The sequence below is a fragment of the Dolichospermum sp. UHCC 0259 genome (assembly GCF_009711935.1).
Taxonomy (GTDB): Bacteria; Cyanobacteriota; Cyanobacteriia; order Cyanobacteriales; family Nostocaceae; genus Dolichospermum.
In genome coordinates this window covers 1-2166 of sequence record NZ_VIKX01000319.1, presented here as the reverse complement: position 1 = coordinate 2166, position 2166 = coordinate 1, and the positions used below count along the sequence as shown (strand labels likewise).

Below are 2166 nucleotides of genomic sequence, written 5' to 3'. Positions count from 1 at the left end.
TGAATCACGGTAATCAGTCCGTACATAAGCTAACCAACCCAATCTAGCAATAGAAAAAGGTTGAACTCTCGGTCTGATATGGGTGCAAGCCCCATCTACCAGACTCAGGTATGACTCCCTACCTGCCCATGATGACCCGACTCGGTTTCGGGAGGTCAAAGCTGGGAACAGGGCGTAATCAGACATCTGCTGTGAGATGACACTGACGCTAACGGGGAGTTCCCACGGTGAAACAGAGCCTCAAAAAGCGACTCATCCAGGAGCAGGACACAACACTAAAAATCTGACTCTACTGGAGTTAATCCCCGCCGCATTTTGTTCGGATAGCGGCAAGAGTCCAGGGAATCCAGTGGTCGAAATGGCTACACCTAACGGAACTAACAATCAACCGAGGGAACGAATAAAAACGGATTGAGGGTCTAAGGGCGGTCGAACCCTAAGTAGGCTGGACGAGCAGCGGAATCCCCTCAATTCGGGTAGGACAGACCGTAATTGGTCTGAGGTGTTCAGAATACACAAATTGGAGCAGAGCATGATTAGACACAGTGAAAACACTAGTGAATCCTGGAAGACGTTACCCTGGAAGCAATTCCGTCGTAACTTATTCCGCCTACAAAAACGAGTGTATAAAGCTGTTCTTGTTGGAGACAAGCGCAAAGCAAAGTCCCTACAAAAGCTGATTCTGAAATCTACCGCAGCGAGATTACTGGCTATTCGTCAAGTAACACAGCTAAATGCTGGGAAAAAGACAGCGGGAATAGACGGGAAAACCGCGCTCTCATTTGAGCAAAGGTTTCAACTGAGTGAAAAGCTTAGAACCGAAGGCAACAACTGGAAACACCAGGGATTGCGTGAAATACCCATCCCTAAAAAGGACGGCAAAACCCGAATTCTCAAAATCCCCACTATTGCGGACAGGGCTTATCAATGTCTTGTCAAGTACGCATTAGAACCAGCCCACGAAGCAACCTTCCACGCATACAGCTACGGGTTTAGAACAGGACGCTCGGCGCATGATGCCCAGAAAATCCTGTTTAACAATCTACGCTCATCCTGCAATGGAATAGATAAAAGAGTCATAGAACTCGATATCGAAAAATGCTTTGACAGGATAAACCATTCCGCCATCATGGACAGACTCATTGCTCCGTATAGTATAAGACAAGGAATATTCCGATGTCTCAAAGCTGGAGTTAACCCAGAGTTTCCCGAACAAGGAACACCTCAAGGTGGTGTGGTAAGTCCACTATTAGCTAACATCGCCTTAAACGGGATTGAAAGTATTCATAGATATCATGCGAAATCTAGCTACAGAATCACCGACAAAACCCCAAGGAAAGATATTATCGAGCCAACAATCCGCTATGCGGACGACATGGTAATAATACTCAGACCACAAGACGATGCTACAGAAATACTTGGCAAAATCAGTCAGTTTCTAGCAGAGCGGGGAATGAAAGTCAGCGAGAAAAAGACAAAGCTAACCGATACGACGGATGGATTTGATTTCCTCGGCTGGCACTTCAAAGTCCAGAAAAACGGAAAGTTTAGATGTATTCCCTCAGCGGACAACTACAAAGCTTTTCGCAAGAAAGTAAAATTCATCGTCAACAACTCGAATTATGGTGCTGCCACAAAGGCTAAGAAATTAGCCCCGGTAGTTAGAGGTTGGAGGAACTACCACCGCTACTGCAAGATGGATGGGTCGCGCAACTCGCTATACCACGTCCAATACAGGGCATTCAGGGTATTCAACAGGGAAACCAAGCAGAATCGCTACTCCAGTAAGCATTCACTGGACAAAGCGTTCCCGGCAGTTCCTCACTCCGAAAACAAACACATCAATGTTAAAGGTGAAAAATCGCCCTACGACGGAGATTTGAGTTATTGGAGCGAGCGTAACAGCAAGCTCTATAACAACGACACCTCTAAAGCCCTCAAACGGCAAAACCATAAATGTGGTCATTGTGGACTAAAAATGCTCAGTGACGAGAAGGTACATCTTCATCATGTTGATGCCAATCATAACAATTGGAAACCAAAAAACCTTCTAGCAATTCATAAAAGCTGCCACGATTATATACACATGAGCAAAAGCGAAAGCTAAGAACATCGGAAGCTGGGTGCGGTGAAAGTCGCACGCCCAGATTTAACAGAGAGGGGCGG

At 46.0% G+C, this 2166-nt stretch carries 2 protein-coding genes; one reads left to right on the top strand and one right to left on the bottom strand.

Annotated features, from left to right (window positions below):
* Positions 1-186, bottom strand: a 186-nt coding sequence (locus FJR05_RS27070) for a hypothetical protein (RefSeq protein ID WP_217385696.1), incomplete at its 3' end; no start/stop codon positions are given.
* Between the two features lie 346 nt (positions 187-532).
* Here FJR05_RS27070 and FJR05_RS25325 point away from each other — a divergent pair.
* Positions 533-2107 (top strand): reverse transcriptase domain-containing protein, encoded by a 1575-nt coding sequence (locus FJR05_RS25325; protein ID WP_168646656.1) that lies wholly within the window; start codon positions 533-535, stop codon positions 2105-2107.
* Positions 2108-2166: the final 59 nt, after the last annotated feature.